Source organism: Micromonospora sp. NPDC050795 (genome assembly GCF_044456785.1).
Taxonomy (GTDB): Bacteria; Actinomycetota; Actinomycetes; order Mycobacteriales; family Micromonosporaceae; genus Micromonospora.
In genome coordinates, this window is the sequence record NZ_JBITGE010000014.1 from 46150 (window position 1) to 58889 (window position 12740).

The 12740-nt window shown below is 73.1% G+C and carries 13 protein-coding genes; 3 read left to right on the forward strand and 10 right to left on the reverse strand.

All coding sequences use genetic code 11. The annotated features are described in order from the left end of the window. The first annotated feature begins 42 nt into the window (after positions 1-42). Positions 43-255: a hypothetical protein gene (locus ACIBEF_RS14725; protein WP_396793850.1), complete on the forward strand. Its 213-nt coding sequence runs from the start codon at positions 43-45 to the stop codon at positions 253-255. Positions 256-401: 146 nt separating this feature from the next. Beyond that, complete coding sequence (locus ACIBEF_RS14730; RefSeq protein WP_396793851.1) at positions 402-824, forward strand: SRPBCC family protein; 423 nt, start codon at positions 402-404, stop codon at positions 822-824. Here the strand turns inward: ACIBEF_RS14730 and ACIBEF_RS14735 are convergent. Continuing rightward, positions 799-1293 (reverse strand): GNAT family N-acetyltransferase, encoded by a 495-nt coding sequence (locus tag ACIBEF_RS14735; RefSeq protein WP_396793852.1) that lies wholly within the window; start codon positions 1291-1293, stop codon positions 799-801. The two genes, ACIBEF_RS14730 and ACIBEF_RS14735, sit on opposite strands and share 26 nt — an antisense overlap. 97 nt (positions 1294-1390) lie before the next feature. Here ACIBEF_RS14735 and ACIBEF_RS14740 point away from each other — a divergent pair, with 97 nt between their 5' ends. After that, positions 1391-1894 carry a DUF1990 family protein gene (locus ACIBEF_RS14740; RefSeq protein ID WP_396793853.1) on the forward strand — a complete coding sequence of 168 codons (504 nt, stop codon included), beginning with the start codon at positions 1391-1393 and terminating at the stop codon, positions 1892-1894. Positions 1895-1915: 21 nt separating this feature from the next. Here ACIBEF_RS14740 and ACIBEF_RS14745 read toward each other — a convergent pair whose 3' ends face one another. The 9 genes from ACIBEF_RS14745 to ACIBEF_RS14785 form a co-directional block, all read right to left on the reverse strand. Further along, positions 1916-2836: a DNA-3-methyladenine glycosylase family protein gene (locus tag ACIBEF_RS14745; RefSeq protein WP_396793854.1), complete on the reverse strand. Its 921-nt coding sequence runs from the start codon at positions 2834-2836 to the stop codon at positions 1916-1918. A 139-nt stretch (positions 2837-2975) separates the two neighbouring features. Further along, the gene (locus ACIBEF_RS14750) at positions 2976-3623 is read right to left on the reverse strand and encodes a hypothetical protein (RefSeq protein ID WP_355009394.1); all 648 of its coding nucleotides are present in this window, start codon (positions 3621-3623) and stop codon (positions 2976-2978) included. Positions 3624-3826: 203 nt separating this feature from the next. After that, the gene (locus tag ACIBEF_RS14755; protein WP_396793855.1) at positions 3827-4609 is read right to left on the reverse strand and encodes an anti-sigma factor family protein; all 783 of its coding nucleotides are present in this window, start codon (positions 4607-4609) and stop codon (positions 3827-3829) included. Next, entirely contained in the window at positions 4606-5298 is a 693-nt protein-coding gene (locus ACIBEF_RS14760; RefSeq protein WP_030488630.1) for a sigma-70 family RNA polymerase sigma factor, read from the reverse strand. The genes ACIBEF_RS14755 and ACIBEF_RS14760 overlap by 4 nt, the downstream gene beginning before the upstream one ends. Before the next feature lie 125 nt (positions 5299-5423). Further along, positions 5424-6281: a spermidine synthase gene (locus ACIBEF_RS14765; RefSeq protein ID WP_396793856.1), complete on the reverse strand. Its 858-nt coding sequence runs from the start codon at positions 6279-6281 to the stop codon at positions 5424-5426. An 18-nt stretch (positions 6282-6299) separates the two neighbouring features. Next, a complete protein-coding gene (locus ACIBEF_RS14770; RefSeq protein ID WP_396793857.1) occupies positions 6300-7259 on the reverse strand; it encodes a hypothetical protein in 960 nt (319 codons plus the stop codon). A 55-nt stretch (positions 7260-7314) separates the two neighbouring features. Next, a complete protein-coding gene (locus tag ACIBEF_RS14775) occupies positions 7315-9789 on the reverse strand; it encodes an AAA family ATPase (RefSeq protein ID WP_396793858.1) in 2475 nt (824 codons plus the stop codon). Next, on the reverse strand, positions 9789-10937 hold the full coding sequence (locus ACIBEF_RS14780; protein ID WP_396793859.1) for an exonuclease SbcCD subunit D: 1149 nt from the start codon (positions 10935-10937) through the stop codon (positions 9789-9791). The genes ACIBEF_RS14775 and ACIBEF_RS14780 overlap by 1 nt, the downstream gene beginning before the upstream one ends. Before the next feature lie 18 nt (positions 10938-10955). Beyond that, the gene (locus tag ACIBEF_RS14785; RefSeq protein WP_396793860.1) at positions 10956-12707 is read right to left on the reverse strand and encodes an ATP-binding protein; all 1752 of its coding nucleotides are present in this window, start codon (positions 12705-12707) and stop codon (positions 10956-10958) included. Between the last annotated feature and the right edge of the window lie 33 nt (positions 12708-12740).

Below are 12740 nucleotides of genomic sequence, written 5' to 3' on the forward strand. Positions count from 1 at the left end.
CGGGCGAATCAAATACCCCCAGGTCAGAGCTACTTTCGCGAGGTGTCCGAGTGGGTCTGTGGCTGCTGCGGGCGGTGGCGGGTGAGCGTCGAGTTGATCCGGGGCCGCTACCGCTTCCGGCTGACCCGCCGCTACCCGGAGCGGTTCGGCGGCGGCCGCAACGTGCTCGGCGAGGTCAGTTCGGTGCCGGAGCTGGAGGAGCTGCTGCGGCGGCGTACCCCGCTCACCCTGGCCGACCTGCGCGAGGCCGCCTGATCCGCGCGCGGCAACGGGCGACCGGAAGTTCCGGGTGCCTCCACTGAGGAGGGACCGACAGCGGTGAACCGCGCTGTCACAATGCTCTCGGCAGCCTCGTCTGCACCCGTGGCGGTGCCGAGCGGCGTCGCCGGGGAGGGGACACCATGCGGTTCGAGGCCGACACCGAGATCGCCGCGGACGCCGAGCAGGTCTGGGCGGTGCTTGTCGACGTGCCCCGCTGGCCCGAGTGGACGGACTCGGTGACCCGGGCCGAGCGGGGCGAGCCGGGGCCGCTGACCGTCGGCGCTACCGCGCGACTGACCCAGCCGAAGCTGCGGCCGGCCCTCTGGCGGGTCACCGAGCTGACCGACCGGCGGGAGTTCGTCTGGGTCTCCGACGCGCCGGGTGTGCGGACCACTGCTGAACACCGGCTGCTGGCGCTGCCCGACGGGCGTACCCGCGTCGAGTTGGCCTTCAGCCAGTCCGGCCCGCTGGCCGGCCTGATCGGCCGGCTGTACGGCGGGCTGTTCCGTCGCTACGTGCGGATGGAGGCCGACGGGCTCAGACGTCGCTGCGAGCGGGGCTGACGGCCGGCTTCTCCAGCACCGCCAACGGGATGCCGTTCGGGTCCGTGCGGTGCGCCACGATCCGGTAGCCGTGCCGCTCGTACAACCGCAGGTTGCGCGCGCTGTCCGCTCCGGTGAACAGGGTGAAGCGGGCCGCCCGGCCGGCGCAGGCCCGCTCGATGGCGGTGAGCAGTTGCGCCCCGACACCCCGCCCCTGCTGGTCCGGGGCGACCGAGAGGCGGCCGACGTGCGCCGTGTCCCCGTCCAGGTGGGCCCGCACCGAGCCGACCAGCCGGTGCCCCAACCGGGCCGCGAGCACGATGCTCGGGCCGGCCAGCACCGCCGCGACCTCGTCCACCGTCTCGGTCAGCGGAGGCAGGAACGGATCGCTGTAGTGCTGCGCCTCGGTCAGGTACGCGGCGCGCTGGACGGTGAGGATCTCGCCGGCGTCCACGACACCGGCCGCAACGATGCTCGCCTCTGCGTTCATCGGGGCAGCACACCACAGCCGCCGTTGCCATCGACGGGCGGCCCGACCGCACCGGCCGTACCCTGACCGTTGTCCGGTCGAGGTCGAGGGGGCAACGGTGGCCGAGTTGACGTACCCGGAGGTGGGGTCGACCCGGCACGGGCCCTTGCCCGGCGGGTACCACCACCTGCGCCACCGGTATCCGTTGCCCGGCGGCTGCTTCGAGACCGCAGCCGACGCGGTGTTGAGCTGGCGGCTGCACCGCGCCGCCGGTGTCCGGATCCGCACCGACGCGCCGCGGGCCACCACCGGTGTGCTGGTGACCTCCGGCCTCGGAGTCGGCCCGGCCCGCCTCTGGGGGCCGTGCCAGGTGGTCTGGAGCGCGGACTCGCCCACGCTGGCCGGTTTCGGCTACGGCACCCTGCCGGGGCACCCGGAGCGGGGTGAGGAGGCGTTCGAGGTCGTCCGCGACGACGCCGGCGCGGTCTGGTTCGAGGTCCGCGCGTTCAGCCTTCCGGACCGCTGGTTCACCCGTGCCGGCGGCCCGGCGGTGAGGGCCGTGCAGCACACGTACGCCTGGTGGCTCGGCCGTACCCTGCGGCGGCTGTGCGAGGGGCGCTGAACACCCTCGCGCCGCAGCGACTCAGAACCGGGCGAACGAGCGGATCGGGGCGCGCGGGCCGTACTTCGGTGCCCGGATGCCGGCCGCCTCCAGCAGCAGACACACCCGGCCCCGGTGACCTCGGAACGGCTCCAGCAGGGCCATCATCCGGGCGTCGTCGCCCCTCGGTTCGCCGGCGAGCGCCCAGGCCACCGTGTTCGGGATGTGGTAGTCGCCGACGCTGACCGCGTCCGGGTCGCCGTACGCGATCCGGACCACCTCCGCGGCCGTCCACGGCCCGATGCCGGGAATCGCGGTCAGCCGGCGGGTGGCGTCGGCTGCGTCGGTGCTGCGCTCCAGGCGGTCGGCGAGCGCGGCGGCGCGACGGAGCGTGTCGGCTCGGCGCTGCTCCACCCCGAACGGGTGGAACACCCAGTACGGGGCCGCGGCGACGGTGGCTGCCGCGGGCGGAAGGAGCAGCGGCTGCAACGGGCCGGGAGCCGGCTCCCGGAAGTGCCGCACCATCGCCGAGTACGCCCGGTAGGCCTCCTTGCCGGTGACCTTCTGCTCGAAGACCGCGCGCAGCAGTCGGGGGAAGACCTCCCCGGTGGCGGGCATCCGCAGCCCCCGGTGCTCCCGGGCCAGCCGGGCGACCAGCGGGTGCGCCGCGGCCAGTTCGGTGAAGCCGGTCAGGTCGTCGCGCAGCCCGGCGATCGCGTCGGCGCGGGCGAGGACGTGCTCGGCGCCGGGTCCGTACCCCTCGGCGAGCAACTCGCCGCCGGCCGGTCGCAGCGCGAGCGTGGCCGGACCGTCCGGGGTGCGGGTGGCCCACCAGAAGGTGCCGGCCGCCACCCGGGCGCACGGATCGTACGGGCTGAAGGTGAGGGCACGGACCGAGGCGATCAGCCGGTAGCCGACCGGCGGGTGCAGCACCCTGGTCGCGGCGGGTCCGGTCTCGGTCACCCCGCTACTCTGCCAGGTGACGGTGAGGGCTGGCGACCGCCGTACCGCTCTGTTCGGGGAACCCACCCCGGACACGGCGGTGGCCGGTCGCGCCCTCCCCGGCGACGACCGACCACCGTGCCCTCGTGGGCGACCAGGCTCAGTACGAGTAGCCCGAGCCGCCGGCGTCGTTCGAGCCGCTGTCCGCCGGCGGTGCGACCGCCTTCGGCGTGCCCTTGGGCAGGCAGCTCAGGTTCTTCTTGCCGTCCGGCTGGACCACGAACCAGGTGCCACCGACAGCCTGGCCCTTCCACTGGCCGGGCTTCTTGTCACCGATGTAGCGGTAGACCGGCCAGCCGCCGACGGTGAGCTGACGGGTGCCGTCCTGCCGGGTCACGCTGCTGACCTTGTCGTCCGAGACGCCGGTGAGCTCCGGGTTGCCGTCGGTCAGGGCCGGGGGCCACACCTCGGCGCACTTGTCGACGCAGTTCGACGACGGCGGGTCGGCGGTGTCCTTGTCGAAGCGGTACAGGATCCAGCCGTCCTGGTCGGTGACCACCTTGCCCATCCGGGCGACGCTCTTACCGACCAACTTCTCGGTCAGGTCGACGTCCGCGGGCGGGGCGTCGGCGGCGGGTGCCTCCGCGGAAGCCGAGGCCTCAGGTTCAACCGTCGCGGTGGGCTCGGCCGCGGCGACGGCGACCGGCTCAGCCGCGCTCGAGTTCGCCCCGTCGTAACCCGCGGGAGCGCAGGCCGTTAGTGCGACCATCGCGCTCGCGACGATGACGGTCCGCTTCATCTGTGCCACGTGCCCTCCTCATTCTTGACAGTTCACCCATAGGTACGGCGGTTGGGCTGTCAAGGTTGAAGTAGTAACAGTGGTCAATTTCACTTAAATCGATTGAACCGTTTCGGGCTGCCATGCGTACGCACCCGCGAGGGACCCTTCACCCAACGACAGATCGGCGCCGGTCATTGTGACAATGACCGGCGCCGATGCGGCAGGCGCGCCTACATGGGTACGGTGACCAGCGGACTCGCCACGCCGCTGGCATCCACCGACTGCACCTGGAGCTGCTTGATGTCCTTCGGTAGAGCCGACGTCGAGGCGCTCAGTTCGAGACCCTGCGGCCGGGTGTTGGTGCCATAGCCGCCCTCCGGCACCGACCAGGTCGAGATGACCTCGGTGGTGGCGTTCTTGCGTACGACCACCAGTCGGCAGATGCGCGGGCCGGGCAGCTTCCGCAGGCTGAAATTGATCCGGGTGCCGTAGTCCTTGGTCACCAGGAACATAGTGGTCTGCACACCGGTGGTCGGGTCGGTCGCCTCGACCTGGTCGCCCTCCACCTCGGTGCCGCCCACACCCGGGCCGCTCGGCGCGGCCGTCGGCACGCTCGTCGGAGGGTCGTTGGGCGCGCTCGGCGTCGCCTCGGCGAGCACCCCCGGCGGTTGATCGTTGCCGGTCACGCTGACGAAGCCGTACCCGGTCAGACCGCCGAAGACCACCACCGCGGCGGCCGTCGCGAGCATGTGACGAAACCGGCTACGTCGCCGGTCGGCCCGGACCGCGCCGAGCGTCCGATCCAGCAGGGCCGGGTCGGTCGCCGTCTGTTCCAGCGCCATCATCGTCTCGCCGTCGATGTCGGAGAGCAGCCCGACGACCGGCACCATCGTCTCCAACTCGGCCGCGCACGCCCAGCAGGTGGCGAGATGTTCCTCGAACCGCTCAGTGTCCTGCTCGTCGAGCACACCGAGCGCGTACGCCGCGACGTCCATGTGGTCCGGCCGGCTCATTCTGTCACCCCCCGCTCCTGCAGAGCCGTGCGCAGCGCGCGCAGCGCGTAGTAGACCCTCGACTTGGCGGTGCCGAGCGGCAGGCCCAACTCCTCGGCTGCCTCCGGCACCGTCCGCCCCCGGAAGTACGTCGAGATCAGAATCTCCCGGTGCGACTGACTGAGCGTACGCAGCGCGTCCGCCACCGTCATCGTGCGCAGGACCCGGTCGGTGCTGTCCGCCTCGGCGAACGCGGTGAGGTCCCGGTCGTACGTCTCCGGCGGCCGGGCCTCCTGGCTGCGGTGCTCGTCGATGGCGATGCGGCGGGCCACAGTGACCAACCACGGCCGCAACGAGCCCTGCCCCTGCGTGCCCAGCCGGTGCGCGTTGCGCCAGGCCCGCAGCAGCGTCTCCTGGACGATGTCCTCCGCGCGCTGCCGGTCCCCCCCGGTGAGGCGCATGACGAACATCAGCAACGGGCCGGCGTGTTCGGCGTAGAGCTGACGGATCAACTGGTCGGAGTGGCTGGCCTCGGTTGTCGTCGCCTGATGGCGTCCGGGCGCCGGTCGCGGCGTCACCGGACCATTCTGGCGAGTCGACGCCCGTGCGTCGACCCCTCGGGCAGACGAGGTCGACCGTGACGAGGGTCGCGCCGACAACCAGTCAGCGCGTACCGCGTCGCCATGCCAACCGGCCGCCACCGCGTGCATGCAGACCTCCGGGATGTCCGTGACCAACGCCGGCCCACGAGATGGGCCGCCCGGTGGTACGCAGCGCCAGCCCCAGCGGATCAACAAACGACGAAAAAACTTCCCCGCCGCTGTCGGATGGACGGTCAGCGGCGTACCGAGAACCGCCCCGGCGGTGGCGGATCGGAGCCGGTGGCGTCCGCGTCCCGAACCACCTGCGCGCCACCGACGAAGCGGTCCAGGTCGTCGCCGGCCACCACCCGGCCGGGGAACCAGTCACCGGCGGCGCGTCTGGTCAGCTCCGGCACCGGCGGTGTGGACCGCCCGGCGACCAGCACCAGATTGCCGTACCGGCGCCCACGCAGCACCGCCGCGTCCCCGACCAGACAGGCCTGCGGCAGCACCGAACGGACCGTGGCGACCTGCCCACGGGCGTGCCGCAACGGCGGGCCGTCGGCCAGGTTCGCCAGGTACCAACCGGCGGGGCGGAGCACCCGGGCCACCTCGGCGGCGTACTCCACCGACGTGAGGTGGGCCGGCGTACGCGCACCGGCGAACACGTCGGCGACCACCACGTCGTAGCTGGCCTCCCGGGCGGACGCCAGCACCGCCCTGGCGTCCTCCACCCGGACCCGTAACCGGGCGTCCGACGGCCACGGCAACGCCCGACGGACCAGCTCGACAAGCGCACCGTCCACCTCGGACACCCGCTGGGTCGACCCGGGTCGGGTGGCGGAGACGTACCGGGGCAGGGTCAGCGCGCCGCCACCAAGATGCAGCACCCGCAGCGGCTCACCTGCCGGCGCGAGCAGATCCACCGCGGCAGCCAACCGCCGCACGTACTCGAACTCGAGGTGGGTGGGGTCGGTCAGGTCGACGTGCGACTGCGGCGCGCCGTCCAGCAACAGCGTCCACGAGCCGGCCCGGTCCGGATCCGGCACCAGCTCCGCCAGCCCGGTGTCCACCTGCTCGACCACACGGTCACCCGCCCGTTTACGCCCCATCGGAACCAGTGTCCGCGCTCATCGGGCGGCGTGGGCCGCAGCGGTCAACGCACGGTGCAGCAGCCGGGAATCGCCGAGCAGGGCCCGCAGTCGGCGCTCCAGGCCGGCGATCGGGATCAGGTTCTGCGGGGCCCGCGGATCCTTGTACGGGGTGGAGGCGAAACGCGGCAGGGTCACCAGCGACAGGTCGGCCAGCTCGATCGCCGCCTCGACGGGCAGGTCGGTGGAGCACTCCACCCGAACGACGCCCGCCCACGGCGCGCCGGTCGCCACCGGCAGCCGCAAATACCACGACCAACCGCCCCAGGCGGTGCCGAGCCGGAACACCGGGGAACGCTCACCCGACGCCATACCCGTCACCACAGCGGTCAGCCGGGCGTCCAGGTACTGACTGTGCTGCGTCTTGATGTAGCCCAGGGTGCGCGGCAACTGCCGACGACTGCGCAGCGGGCCGTCCACCACCAACAGGTCACCGTCGACCCGGGCGGCGTCGGACACCGCCACCTCCAACGCGGTCAGCGGACCCTGCACGGCGGCCGGCAACTTCGCCAGCTCACCGGTGCCACCCACCCGGTGCACCGGGTAACGGATCGCGCCCGCCACCACGTCCTGCGCCGACGGGCTCGCGGTGAACAGGCCCCGACCAACCCGGGTGCCCGCCAACTGCGCCGCACCCCGCCCCAGGTCACACCGGACCACCCCGGCCGCGTACGAGGCGGCCAACCCGGGGAACGACAGACCGTCGGCCTCCGCTGTCCAGATGCTGGCGTCGATGCGCCGGACCCCGTCGACGAGCAGCACCACGTCCGGCGCCCGCACCCCGGGGCGTACCCCGATCGCCCGCCAGTCCACGGCGGGCAACTCCACGTCCGCGTCGACCTGGGCGCTGCTCGGCGCGGCCGGCCCGGCGGTCGACGCCTCGAACGACGCCCCGTACGCCGGATCCCACGAGTCCACGAAGAACGCGGCGTCGCTCACCGGGCCGGCCCCTCGCCAGCGACAGCGCTGCTCCCGTGCGCCGCACTCCTCGCGCTCACCGGCCGGTCCGTTCGATGCGTGACGAGCGCGCGTCCTTGCGCACCTCGAACCGGACCGGGATCCGCTCGGCCAGCGCCGGCACGTGGGTGACCACGCCGACCATCCGATCGCCCCGGGCCGCCAGGTTCTCCAGGGTCGCCGCCACCGTGTCCAGGGTGGCGGCGTCGAGCGTGCCGAAACCCTCGTCCAGGACGATCGACTCCAGGCTCGCCGCCGTGGTCGACATGCCGGCCAACTGCTCGGAGAGCGCCAACGCCAATGCCAGCGACGCCTGGAACGTCTCACCGCCGGAGAGGGTGCGCACGCCCCGGCGCAACCCCGCGTCGTGGTGGTCGACCACCACGAACTCGCCCTTGTCGTGCACCAGCTCGTACTGACCGGAGGAGAGCTCCCGCAGGATCCCCGACGCGCCGTCGACCAGCAGGTCCAACGCCTCGGCCAGCAACCACCGCTCGAAGTTGTTGGCCCGCAGGTGCCCGGCGAGCGCGCGCGCCACCTGCGCCTCCCGCTCGTGGCCCACCCGCTGCTCGCGCAACGTACCGGCCTGCTCGCGACGCTCGTGCAGCCGCCGCCGGTCGGCGTCGGCCCGCTCCACCGCCACCGTCGCCGCGTGCACCGGGTCGTCCCCGACCGGCACGTCGGCGGCGGCGAAGATGCCAGCGATGCCCCGCTGCACCCCGTCGGCCACCGACTCGGCCTCCGCGACGGCGTCGGCCCGACCGGCCCGCTCGGCGCGGCGGAGGTCCGCCTCGGTGGTCGCCCACCCGGTCAGCGCCCCCCACGCGACAGCCACGTCGTCCCGGTCGGTCGCCGGAGGGCCGAACCGGGCCAACCCGTCGCGGGCGGTGTCGAAGGCCCGCCACGCCGCCCGTAGCCGCTCCTCGGCGGCGTCCACCCCGGCCCGGGCCTGCCGAGCGGCCTCACGGCCGGCCCGGACCGCTGTCGCCGCCTCCTCCAGCGCGCGCCGCAACCGGGCGTGCTCGGCCAACTCCCGGCGCAGCACGGCCGGCTCGGCCGCGCCGGAGAGCTGCCCGTCCAGCTCGGCCAGCCGAGCCTCCATCTGCTCCTGGCGGGCTCGCGCCTGCACCAGCAGCCGCTCCAGCTCCCGCGCCGCCGAGTCCCGTTCCTGCACGGTCGCCTGCGCGGCCTTGAAAGCGGCCCGCGCCGCCTTGCCCGCCGCCGTCGCGGCGGCCACCGCCGAATCGGCCGGCACCGCCGGCACCTCGGCCACCGGCTGCTCGCACACCGGGCACGCCGCACCGGCATGCAGGTGCACCCGCAGGCTCACCGCCAGGTCGGTGGCCTTCGCCTCCTCGTGCGCCCGGAAGGCCGCCTCCAGCTCGGCGTCGGCCCGCTCGGCGACCACCCGCGCGGCGGCCAGCGCCGCCACCGCGGTGGCGTGCTCGTCACTCGCCGCGCGCACGGTCGCCCGGACCGCGTCGGCCTCGCCGGACAGCCGATCCCGATCGTCGTACGCCCGCAGTTGCAGTCGCAGCGCGCTCTCGTCACCGGCGGCGGCCAGCTCACCGCGCAGCTTGTCCTCCCGCTCCTCGGCCAGCGACACCCCGGACGCCGCCGCCTCGGCGTCGGCCCGCGCCGCGGCGACCGCGCGAGCGACAGCGGTCACCCCACCCGGCGCGCGCACCCCGGTCAGCACTGTCAGCTCGTCGTCCAGCACGGTCAACGCCGCCGCGGCCTCCCGTGCGGTGACCCGGGCCGCCGCCAGCTCCGGCACCGCCTCGGCCACCGCCGCCGCCAGCTCGGCCATCCGCTCCACCCGGGCGTCGGCCTCGGCCAACGCCTCGTCGTCCACACCGGTCAACCCGGCGAGCACCTGGTCGACCGCCTCCAGCCGGGCCTCCGCCTGCGCGGCGCGCGCCGTCGCCTTCTTCTGGACGTCCTCGTAGACGCCGAGGCCCAGCAGGTTGACCAGGATCTGCTGCCGGGTCGCCGGTTTGGCGTGCAGGAAGTCGGCGAACTGCCCCTGTGGCAGCACCACACAGCTGGTGAACTGCTCGTACGGCAGCCCGACCGCCTCCAGCACCGCCTGCTCCATCTCGGCGGGGGTGCCGGCCACCACCTCGCCGAGGTCGTCCGGGCTCAGACCGGTGTCCAGTTTGGTCACGTCGAAACCGGCCGGCATCAGCTGCAACCCGGCGTTCGCGGTCTTCACGTTGCCCCGGCCGTCCCGGCGGACCACCCGGGTCGCCACGTAACGGGCGCCGCCGGACTCGAAGACCAACCGGACCCGCGCCTCGGTCGCCGACGGCGCGAGCGCGTTCGCCAACCCCCGGGCGCCACCCCAGCGGGGCACCATGCCGTAGAGGACGAAGCAGATCGCGTCCAGCACGGTCGACTTGCCCGAACCGGTGGGGCCGATCAGCGCGAAGAAGTCGGCGTCGGTGAAGTCGACAGTGGTCTCGTCCCGGAAGACCGTGAAGCCGGCCATGTCCAACCGCATCGGACGCATCAGTGCTCGACCTCCTCGAAAAGCTCGTCGAAGAGCTCCCGGACACCCTCGTCGGCGTGACCCCGGCTGTCCAGGTAGTCGGCGAACAACTCCCGGGGCGAGCGCCCCGACCGCTGCGCGATGCGCGCGCCGCTGCCCGGCGCGGCCAACAGCTCCGGGTCGATCCGGATCTCCAGGGCCCGGGGGAGCAACTCCTGGATCTCCTCGCGCAGGCCGGCGCGGGGTTGCTCCCGCACGTACACCCGCAGCCACGCGTCCGGTGCCTCGATCTCGGCGAGCTGCTCCAGGGTGCCGCGTACCGTCCGCAGCGCGCTCGCCGCCGTCACCGGCACCTCCCGCACCCGGGCGGCCGTGCTGGCCGTCACCTCGACCATCGTCACCGAGGGGATGTTCTCCTGCTCACCGAAGTCGACAGCGAGCGGGCTGCCGCTGTACCGCACCGGGCAGGGGCCGGCTACCCGCTGCGCCCGGTGCAGGTGACCCAGCGCCACGTAGTGCGCGGTGGCCGGAAAGACGGTGGCCGGAACGGCGTAGCCCAACACGGTGTGCGCGTCGCGCTCGCCACCACCGGTGGCCGCGCCGGTCACCGTCAGATGCGCGGTGACCAGGTGCACCCGGTCCGGCTCGGTGAAACCCTCGGTCAGTCGCCCCAGCACCCGGCCCAGGTGGTCGGCGTACGTCTGGTTGGTCTCCGCGGCGGTCAGCTCGTACATCTCCAACGCGCGCACCGCGTACCGCTGGGACAGGAACGGCAACGCGGCCAGCCGCCACCGCTCGCCACCGGCGGTGGTGCCGTCGATGACGTGCTCGTCCGGGTTTTCCCGCACCCCGCCGCGCAGCGTGATGCCGGCGGCCTCGGCCCACGGACGCAACGCGTCCAGCGCCGGGCCGTTGTCGTGGTTGCCGCCGATCGCCACCACGTCCGCGCCGGTACGCCGCAACGCCGTCAACGCCCTGGTGACCAGGCGGGTCGCCTCCGAACTGGGCGCGGCGGTGTCATAGAGGTCACCGGCGACGATCACCAGATCCGGCTGTTCCGCACGGGCGATCTCGATCACCCCGGCCAGCACGGCCTTGTGCTCGTCGGCCCGGGACTGCCCCTTGAGCACCTTTCCCACGTGCCAGTCGGAGGTGTGCAGGATCTTCATGGCTGTGCCGGCCCCTACCTAGAACGGGATGTCGTCGTCGGTGCCGCCGCCGGAGCCCACCACGGCGAACGGGTCGGCGGACTGGGTGATCGAGCGCAGCGTCTCCGATGGTGCCCGGCCCGCCTCGGAGACCCGGGTGGCCCAGGCCGGGAACGGGAACTCCAGGCAGAGCGGCACCGGAATGTCCGGCTGGTTGACGAACATGGTGCCCGGCTTGGCCAGCAACGCCCGCTGGCGCTGCGCGGGCGGCAGGAAGCCGTACTCCGGGCGGGACGCCTCGGCCGGGTCGAGCCGGCCCACCACCCGGATCGCCGAGTTGGTCACGATCCGCCGCTCCACCTCGCTCGCCGTCTGCTGCGCGCCGATCAGGATCACCCCGAGCGAGCGGCCCCGCTCGGCGATGTCCAGCAGGACCTCCTTGATCGGCGAGGAGCCCTCCCGGGGGGCGTACTTGTTGAGCTCGTCGAGGACGACGAAGAGCAGCGGCTTGGCGGTGCCGGACTTCTCCTTGCGCTCGAACTCGCTCTTGAGCGTCACACCGACCACGAACCGCTGCGCGCGGTCGGGAAGGTTGTGCAGGTCGACCACTGTGACCTGGGCCGATTCGCTCGTGTTGATGGAGTGGGGGCGGCGGGTGGCGAGGTCGCCACGGATCAGCCGGGCCAGGTCCTTCTTGCTGCCGATCAACCGCCGGGCGAACGCGTTGACGGTGCCCAGCCCCACAGCGCTACCCGCCCAGTCGGAGCGGGTCTCGTCGTCGTTGAGCTGATCGACGATGTGGTCGACCAGATCGCCGTAGGAGCCGAGCCGGACCCCGTCGATGCTCACTCCGCCGTCGGCGGGCTGGGCGTAGCGGGCCAGGTGCGCGGCCACCGAGTGGACCACCATCGTGTACTGCTGACGCTCGTCGTCGGCGTCGGCGAAGACGTACGGCAGCAGACGGTCGGTGCAGAACTCGCTCAACGTCCAGTAGAACGCGTCGACCCCGGTGAGCCGGCTGCTCACATCCGGCGTACCGGCCGAGTCACCGACCCGGGGCGGGGCGTACACCCGCACGTCGGGGAAGGCGCCAGCGCTCAACCCGAGCTTCGCGTACGCGGCGCGGGTGGGCTCGTCGAGGCGGGTGTTCGGGTGGTCCAGGAAGAGCAGATCCTCGCCCTTGACGTTGAAGATCAGCGCCTTGGCGTTGACCGCGTCGCCGCCCAGCACGCCGGAGCGGAACACCGAGTAGAGCAGGAAGGTGGCGAAGCTGGTCTTGGTGGCCACCCCGGAGATGCCGGAGATCGAGACGTGCGCGCCCCGGCTGCCGTCGAGGAAGTCGGCGTTGAGGTAGACCGGGACCCCGTCCCGACCCATCCCCATCGGGATGCGTCGCTCCATCCGGTCGAAGTGCAGCGCGCGGGCCCGGGCGTCACCCTCGGCCCGGTGCACCACAGCGCCCGGGGTCGGCGGCACGTACAGCTCCGGATCGACCCGGGTGGTGGTCACCTCGGCCGCCTCCTGCACCTGTGCGGGCAGCGTGCCGTCGGCGATGGCGAACACGTCGGACTCGAACTGGGCGCCCTCGTGCCGAGCGCGGACCTGGGTGACCACCCCGGCGATCGTCACCGGCTCCCGGTCCGGCAGTTCGCGCCGGGTGACCACCACGTCGTCGAGCTGGAGGTAACTGCCCGGGGCGACGGCCGTCCAGAACTGCAACGGGGTGGCGTCGGCGGTGCCCAGCACGCGGCCGACCACCTCGCCCGGGCTGTCGAGCTCGGCGTCGGTCATCGGGCGGCTCGGGTCGGTCGGGCATCACGGTCG

Coding starts and splice junctions, on each gene's coding strand:
- ACIBEF_RS14730 (WP_396793851.1), top strand. CDS start 402: ATGCGGTTCGAGGCCGACACCGAGATCGCCGCGGACGCCGAGCAGGTC.
- ACIBEF_RS14735 (WP_396793852.1), bottom strand. CDS start 1,293: ATGAACGCAGAGGCGAGCATCGTTGCGGCCGGTGTCGTGGACGCCGGC.
- ACIBEF_RS14765 (WP_396793856.1), bottom strand. CDS start 6,281: ATGGGGCGTAAACGGGCGGGTGACCGTGTGGTCGAGCAGGTGGACACC.
- ACIBEF_RS14755 (WP_396793855.1), bottom strand. CDS start 4,609: ATGAGCCGGCCGGACCACATGGACGTCGCGGCGTACGCGCTCGGTGTG.
- ACIBEF_RS14785 (WP_396793860.1), bottom strand. CDS start 12,707: ATGACCGACGCCGAGCTCGACAGCCCGGGCGAGGTGGTCGGCCGCGTG.
- ACIBEF_RS14775 (WP_396793858.1), bottom strand. CDS start 9,789: ATGCGTCCGATGCGGTTGGACATGGCCGGCTTCACGGTCTTCCGGGAC.
- ACIBEF_RS14760 (WP_030488630.1), bottom strand. CDS start 5,298: ATGCACGCGGTGGCGGCCGGTTGGCATGGCGACGCGGTACGCGCTGAC.
- ACIBEF_RS14780 (WP_396793859.1), bottom strand. CDS start 10,937: ATGAAGATCCTGCACACCTCCGACTGGCACGTGGGAAAGGTGCTCAAG.